Source organism: Micromonospora sp. M51 (assembly GCF_018070305.1).
GTDB classification, from domain to species: domain Bacteria; phylum Actinomycetota; class Actinomycetes; order Mycobacteriales; family Micromonosporaceae; genus Micromonospora; species Micromonospora parva.
This window is the reverse complement of record NZ_JAGPXZ010000301.1, coordinates 1-6831: the sequence shown is the minus strand read 5'-3', so window position 1 is coordinate 6831 and position 6831 is coordinate 1. Positions and strand designations below refer to the sequence as shown.

The 6831-nt window shown below is 71.4% G+C and carries 5 protein-coding genes; 1 reads left to right on the top strand and 4 read right to left on the bottom strand.

All coding sequences use genetic code 11. From position 1 onward, the window contains the following. On the bottom strand, positions 1-470 hold a 470-nt coding region (locus KBX53_RS17365), incomplete at its 3' end, for a 2-phospho-L-lactate transferase CofD family protein (RefSeq protein ID WP_210860359.1). Then, positions 467-1369: an RNase adapter RapZ gene (gene rapZ / locus KBX53_RS17360; RefSeq protein ID WP_210860362.1), complete on the bottom strand. Its 903-nt coding sequence runs from the start codon at positions 1367-1369 to the stop codon at positions 467-469. The genes rapZ and KBX53_RS17365, both read right to left, overlap by 4 nt. 280 nt (positions 1370-1649) lie before the next feature. Here rapZ and recQ point away from each other — a divergent pair, with 280 nt between their 5' ends. After that, on the top strand, positions 1650-3494 hold the full coding sequence (recQ, locus tag KBX53_RS17355; protein WP_030337353.1) for a DNA helicase RecQ: 1845 nt from the start codon (positions 1650-1652) through the stop codon (positions 3492-3494). A gap of 104 nt (positions 3495-3598) precedes the next feature. Here recQ and KBX53_RS17350 read toward each other — a convergent pair whose 3' ends face one another. Next, entirely contained in the window at positions 3599-4261 is a 663-nt protein-coding gene (locus KBX53_RS17350; protein WP_210860357.1) for a C39 family peptidase, read from the bottom strand. Positions 4262-4820: 559 nt separating this feature from the next. Then, positions 4821-6770 (bottom strand): excinuclease ABC subunit UvrC, encoded by a 1950-nt coding sequence (gene uvrC, locus KBX53_RS17345; protein WP_210860360.1) that lies wholly within the window; start codon positions 6768-6770, stop codon positions 4821-4823. Positions 6771-6831 lie beyond the last annotated feature (61 nt).

Below are 6831 nucleotides of genomic sequence, written 5' to 3'. Positions count from 1 at the left end.
GCCACCGGGTCGCCGAGCAGCTCCATCAGGCCGCAGAGCACCAGGTTGCCCACCGCGTGCCCGGTCAGACCGTCAGTGCCGGCCGACGCCCCGTCGGTGCCGCGCGGGGCCGCACCGTGCGGGGCGGCCGGGCTGTCCGGGCCCGGGTCGTCGCCCGCCGCCGAGCCCGGGTCGGTCCCGTCGGACCGGGGTACGCCCACCGGCATGGCGGCGAAGCGGTGCTGGAACAGCCCGGCGCTGCGCCGGGTGGCCGGGTGGTCCCCGGCCAACGCCACGAGCGCCTGACGCAGATCACCCGGGGGCAGACCACCCCGCTCGGCCCGCAGCCGACCACTGGAGCCGCCGTCGTCACCCACCGTCACCACCGCCGTGATGTCGAGGTCGAGTTCGGGAGCGCAGTGGCGCAACGCGCGCAACGAGGCGGACAGCCCATGCCCGCCGCCGAACGCCACCACCCGCCGGGTCGTCATTCCCGCCCCAGGTCACGGTGCTGGGCGTTCGCCGCCAGCCCGGAGTGCCGCAGTCGGCTGGCCAACTCCTCGGCGATGGCCACGCTGCGGTGCTTGCCGCCGGTGCAGCCCACGGCGACGGTGAGGTACCGCTTGCCCTCCCGCTCGAAGCCGGTAGTGGTGGCGTTGACCAGGTCGGCGTACGAGGCGACGAAGGCGTCCGCGCCCTCCTGACCCAGCACGTACGCGCTGACCGCCTCCTCCCGCCCGGTGTGCTCACGCAGCTCCGGCACCCAGTAGGGGTTGGGCAGGAAGCGGGCGTCCAGCACGAAGTCGGCGTCCGGTGGCAGGCCGTACTTGAAGCCGAACGACAACACGGTGACCCGCAGCCGGCGGGCGTCCTCGCCGCCGAACAGCTCCTCGATGCGCCGCCGGAGCTGGTTGACGTTCAGGTGGCTGGTGTCGATGATCACGTCGGCCTGGTCGCGGGCCTCCTCCAGCAGACCGCGCTCCACGGCGATGCCGTCGGCCAACCGCCCGTCACCCTGCAACGGGTGCGAACGCCGAACACTCTCGAACCGCCGAATCAGCACCTCGTCGTCGGCGTCGACGAAGACCACCCGGGGCGAGAACCCGCGCTCCTTGAGCTCCCGGATGGCCCCGGCCAGGTCAGTGGAGAAGGCCCGCGACCGCACGTCCAGCACCATGGCGGTACGCCGGGCCGCACCGCCCGCCTTGAACGCCAGCTCGGCCATGTCCAGCATCAGGGCCTGCGGCAGGTTGTCCACGACGTAGTAGCCGACGTTCTCCAACGCCCGGGCGACAGTGCTGCGGCCACCCCCGGAGAGGCCGGTGACCACCACGAGAGTGGTTTCCGACTCGGCCGCCAACTGCTCGTCGTCGGCCTCCGGGCCGTCGATCCGGTCACCGGCTGTGCGCGCCTCGCTCACCCGTACCCCCAAGCCGTGGCGCCGCGGCCGCCTTCGGCCGCGATTGGTCAATCAGCGACTCTATCCCGCCGTCGGGTCAGGACCGGGCACCCGTGGCCGGGCGATGCCCCGCGGACCGTGCGACGGTCGCCCTCCCGACACCGCGTACGGCTGGGTTCATGCCGATCGCGCCCGGACCGCTCCCCCGGCCGGCGCACCGGTCCGGGTGCGCCGGGCGGGCGCTGTCGGGGTCGGCTCGTAGACTCCCCGGATGGCTTCTCCCACCGACCTGCGTACCGCCTCCGATGCCCTGGATGTGCTGGGCCGGGTCTTCGGCTACGACGCGTTCCGTGGCTTCCAGCAGGACGTGATCGACCACGTGGTCGCCGGCGGCGACGCGCTGGTGTTGATGCCCACCGGTGGCGGCAAGTCCCTGTGCTACCAGATCCCGGCCCTGGTCCGCGAAGGGGTGGCGGTCGTGGTGTCCCCGCTGATCGCGCTCATGCAGGACCAGGTGGACGCGCTCACCGCGGTCGGCGTGCGCGCCGGGTTCCTCAACTCGACCCAGACCCTGGACGCCCGGCGGCGGGTGGAGGCCGCCTTCGTCGCCGGTGAGCTGGACCTGCTCTACCTGGCGCCGGAGGCGCTCGGCGTCCGGTCCACCCTCGCCCTGCTGGACCGCGGGCGCATCTCGCTGTTCGCGATCGACGAGGCGCACTGCGTGTCCCAGTGGGGGCACGACTTCCGCCCCGACTACCTCGCGCTGTCGATGCTGCACGAACGCTGGCCGCAGGTCCCCCGGATCGCGCTGACCGCCACCGCGACCAGCGCCACCCGCACCGAGATCGCGACCCGACTCAAGCTCGACGACGCCCGGCACTTCGTGGCCAGCTTCGATCGGCCCAACATCCAATACCGGATCGTGCCCAAGCGCGAGCCCCGCAAGCAGCTGCTGACCCTGCTGCGCGACGAGCACCCCGGCGACGCCGGCATCGTCTACTGCCTGTCCCGGGCCTCGGTCGACAAGACGGCGGAGTTCCTCACCGCCAACGGCATCGCCGCCCTGCCCTACCACGCAGGGCTGGACGCGGGCACCCGCGCCGCCAACCAGCAACGCTTCCTGCGCGAGGACGGCCTGGTCATGGTGGCCACCATCGCCTTCGGCATGGGCATCGACAAGCCCGACGTCAGGTTCGTCGCCCACCTCGACCTGCCCAAGTCCGTCGAGGGCTACTACCAGGAGACCGGCCGCGCCGGCCGGGACGGCCTGCCGTCCACCGCCTGGCTGGCGTACGGGCTGCAGGACGTCGTCCAGCAACGCAAGATGATCGAGACGTCCGACGGCGACCTCGCCCACCGCCGCAACCTCGCCGCCCACCTGGACGCGATGCTCGCCCTCTGCGAGACGGTCCGCTGCCGGCGGGTCCAGTTGCTCGAATACTTCGGCGAGACGACGACGACCGCCTGCGGCAACTGCGACACCTGCCTCACCCCACCGGAGTCCTGGGACGGCACTGTCGCCGCCCAGAAGTTGCTGTCCACCGTCTTCCGCCTCGACCGCGAACGCAACCAGCGCTTCGGTGCCGGGCACTGCATCGACATCCTGCTCGGCAAGCAGACCGACAAGATCAGCCAGTACGGTCACGACTCGCTGACCGTCTTCGGCATCGGCGCCGAGCTCAGTGAGGCCGAGTGGCGGGGCGTGGTCCGGCAGTTGCTCGCCGAAGGGCTGCTCGCCGTGGAGGGTGACTACGGCACGCTGGCGTTGACCGAGGCCAGCGCCGACGTCCTGGGTCGTCGCCGCACCGTCACCATGCGCCGCGAGCCGGAGAAGGCGCCATCGAGCCGCTCGTCGAAGCCGCGCGGCTCGGCCACCGTCGTGGCCGAGCTGACCCCGGCCGCCGCGTCGCTGTTCGAGCGGCTGCGCGGCTGGCGAGCGACCACCGCCAAAGAGCAGGGCGTTCCGGCGTACGTGATCTTCCACGACGCCACCCTGCGACAGATCGCCAGCGACGCGCCCCGCACACTGGCCGACCTGTCCCGGGTCAGTGGGGTCGGCGAGAACAAACTCGCCAAGTACGGCGAGCAGATCCTGGCCGTCCTCGCCACCGACTGAGGCACGCCGAAGGGCCGGGCCCCGTGGTGGGGTCCGGCCCTTCGGCGGTGTGCTGGGGTGCTGGGGTGCTGTGTGCTGGCGTGCTGTGTGCTGGCGTGCTGGTGTCAGCTGGTGGCGTAGCCGCGGGTGGCGATCCAGTCCGCGAGGTGCTCGACGGTGACCTCGTAGGAGGCGGTGTCCGGGTCGGCGGAGTCGGCGATCTTCACCACGTTCCCGCCATCGCGGTAGCCGACGACGCTGATGTAGTGCCCGCCCTCGAAGGAGTGGATACCACCGTCGGTGTCGGTGGTGGTGCCGGCGATGTTCGCGACCACGGCCCGGCCGTCGTCGACGGTCTTCACAACGTCGGCGCGCAGCGTGTCGGTCTGCTTGTCATCCGCGGCGGGCGTGCTGATCTCCACCGACCGGTAGGCGTCGTTCTTACCGGTCTCCTTGTTCAGCACGGGGGTGATGTCGTTGATGGAGTTGGTGCCGGCTTCGGTGGTGCCCATCTCCTTGGCCATGGCGTCCACGCTGATGTCCTTGCCCTGCACGGACAGGGCGTTGCGGGCGGCGGCGGGGCCGCAGTAGTAGAAGTTCGGCTGGGCCTCGTAGCGCACACCCAGCTGACGCTCACCGGCGGGCTTGCGGTCGGTCTGGGTCTGCGACGCCGGCTTGCTGGTGTTCGGGGCGGCGAAAGCGGTGGTGACGGGGCCGGCGATGGCGCCGCCGGTGAAGGCGAGGCCGGCGGCGGTCAGGGCGGTCTTACGGATCAGATCGGTACGCATGATGGCGTGCTCCTCTGCATCGGGGGAAACCGCACGGGCATTCAACGCGGGGTGCGTGGCGGTGCGGAGGTTCGTGGGGGCCCGGCGACCCGCTGGGGTCGGCGTCGGGACAGGGTGTAACGGTTGGCGGTGGCGGGTCATTCCGCCGGCCCGTCGGCCCTGTTGTGGTGCTCGGGGGCTGGCTGGTTCGGCGTGCCCGGGGCTGGCCGGTGGTGCTTGGCCGTGCGGTGGATGTAACCGGGGCGGCCGGGCGGGTGTTCCCGGCGGCTGCTCTCCACCGGGCCGGGGGCGCGGTGGTCTGCCAGGTATAACGACCCCGCCCGGCCCCCGATTCCACGCGCGGGGTGGCCCCGACCACCCGACACCCCCACCCAAACCCGACAAACCGCCGACCCGACGCCTGCCTCGACGGCTGGCGACCCGGACACAGCGGACACAGCGGCATGATCGACTCGGGTTTCAGGAAGACGCGGCATCCGCGCGCCTGGGACACCGCGACTTCATGAAACCCGAGTCGATCACGCCTGCTTCGCACCCGGGACACCCCGGCATCACAGGATCAGGCGTTGGGTTTCGCCTCCGCGCCGTCGACGGCCTTCGTGTCCTTGTCGAGGGCGGCCAGGATCGCCTCGGCGGTGCGCCGACCGACCCCCGGCACCTCCGTGATCTCTTCGACAGTTGCGGCCGAGAGTCGCTTGAGCGAACCGAAGTGCCGCAACAGCGCTTTGCGCCGGACCTCCCCCAGGCCGGGCACGTGGTCGAGTGCCGACTCGGTCATCCGCTTCGAGCGGCGTTGCCGGTGGAAGGTGATGGCGAACCGGTGGGCCTCGTCACGCACCCGTTGCAGCAGGTAGAGCCCTTCCGAGGTACGCGGAAGGATGACCGGGAACTCGTCGTCCGGCAGCCACACCTCCTCCAGCCGCTTGGCCAGCCCGCACAGCGCCACGTCGTCGATGCCCAGGTCGGCCAGGGCCTGCGCGGCGGCTGCGACCTGTGGGGCACCGCCGTCGACGACCACCAGCTGCGGCGGGTACGCGAATTTGCGCGGCCGGCCGGTCGTCGGATCGATCAGGACGCCGACCTGCGGCTCGACCGCATCCTGCGGGGCGGCCTGGTCGTCGGCCGACTCCACGCCCACCTCGCCCGTCTCGGCCCTGGCGTCCAGGTAGCGGGCGAAGCGGCGGCGCAGCACCTCGGACATCGCGGAGAGGTCGTCGGTGGCGCCCCGGACGATGAACCGCCGGTACTCGCTCTTGCGGGGCAGCCCGTCCTCGAAGACCACCATGCTGGCGACCACGTCGGTGCCCTGGATCTGGGAGATGTCGAAACACTCGATGCGCAGCGGCGACGTGCTCATGCCCAGCGCCTCGCTGATCTCGTCCAGTGCCTTGCCCCGGGTGGTCAGGTCACCGGAGCGCTTCAGCTTGTGCCGGGCCAGCGCGTCCTTGGCGTTGCGTTCCACCGTCTCCATCAGGGAGCGCTTGTCGCCACGCTGCGGCACCCGTAGCGACACCCGACTGCCCCGGTGGCTGGAGAGCCAGTCGGCAAGTGCGTCGGCGTCCGCTGGCAGCTCGGGCACGAGCAGCTCGCGGGGCACGTCGGCCTCGCCGTGCTCGCCGCCGTACACCTGGGTGCAGAAGTGGTGCACCAGGTCTCCGGTGGTCAGGTCCTCGGTCTTCTCCACCACCCAGCCGCGCTGGCCGCGGACCCGGCCGTCGCGGACGTGGAAGACCTGCACGGCCGCCTCGAGCGGGTCGTCGGCGAACGCGACCACGTCCGCGTCGGTGCCGTCGCCCAGCACCACTGTCTGCTTCTCCATGGCCCGGCGCAGCGCTGCCACGTCGTCGCGCAGCCGGGCGGCCCGCTCGAACTCCAGTTGCTCGCTCGCCTCGGTCATCTCGCGTTCGATCTTGCGGACCATGGTGTCGGTGCGCCCGGCCATGAAATCGCAGAACCCGTCGACGATGGCCCGGTGCTCGTCGGCGGAGACAGCGCCGACGCACGGGGCCGAGCACTTGCCGATGTAGCCGAGCAGGCAGGGACGACCGACCTGACCGGCCCGCTTGAACACCCCGGCGGAGCAGGTCCGGGCGGGGAACACCCGCAGCAGCAGGTCGAGGGTCTCCCGGATCGCCCAGGCGTGCGAATACGGGCCGAAGTAACGCACGCCCTTGCGCTTGGCGCCGCGCATCACCTGCAGCCGCGGGTACTCCTCGTCGAGGGTGACGGCGAGATAGGGGTACGACTTGTCGTCGCGGTAGCGGACGTTGAACCGCGGGTCGTACTGCTTGATCCAGGTGAACTCCTGCTGGAGCGCCTCGACCTCGGTGCCGACGGTGATCCAGTCCACCGACTCGGCGGTGGTGACCATCTGACGGGTGCGCTCGTGCAGGTTCCAGACGTCGCCGAAGTAGGAGTTGAGCCGGCTGCGCAGATTGCGCGCCTTGCCGACGTAGATCACCCGGCCGGTGCCGTCGCGGAAGCGGTAGACCCCCGGTAGCTCCGGGATGGTGCCGGGTGCGGGGCGGTCGGTCGAGGGGGCAGGCTCGCGAGCAAGCGTCGGCCGCGGC